Origin of the sequence: Paraburkholderia ginsengiterrae (genome assembly GCF_001645125.1) — a bacterium.
GTDB classification, from domain to species: Bacteria; Pseudomonadota; Gammaproteobacteria; order Burkholderiales; family Burkholderiaceae; genus Paraburkholderia; species Paraburkholderia ginsengiterrae.
In genome coordinates, this window is the sequence record NZ_LXKA01000289.1 from 1 (window position 1) to 439 (window position 439).

Annotated in this window: 1 protein-coding gene; it reads right to left on the reverse strand. The window is 64.2% G+C overall.

Annotated elements, in window-relative coordinates; genetic code table 11:
* On the reverse strand, nt 1–429 hold a 429-nt coding region (locus A6V37_RS20855), incomplete at its 3' end, for a triose-phosphate isomerase (RefSeq protein ID WP_208607886.1).
* Between the last annotated feature and the right edge of the window lie 10 nt (nt 430–439).

Sequence of the window (439 nt, forward strand, 5' to 3'; positions counted from 1 at the left end):
GGTCTGAGTCGGTTGGCGCAATGAGGGAGGTTTGCAGGCACATACGGTGAGGGGCAAGACGGCATAGAGGAAGCGCTGCGACTGCGCAGCAACCAGCTCGGCGCGTACGCGATGATGAGCGAGACGCTCCGAGTGCCCGACGGTCGCGAGCGAGGCAGCGAGTTCCACCACCATAGGTGCAGCCACTTCGCCGGTGTGGGCGCCATACGTAAATGCGGGGACGTCCTGCACGCCCCACACGACGCAGATACCTTCCAGCAGCGATTGCGTCTGCGCGAGATACGGGCTCGGCGCACAAACCCCAACCGGCACGTCAGCCGGCAATTGACCCGCGCCGTGCGCCACGGCTTGCAAAAGCGCGGCATTCTCGGCGGGGCGCCCGTGCATCTTCCAGTTACCGACTGCCAGTTTGGCTCGTTGTTTCGACATCGTCTCGTCT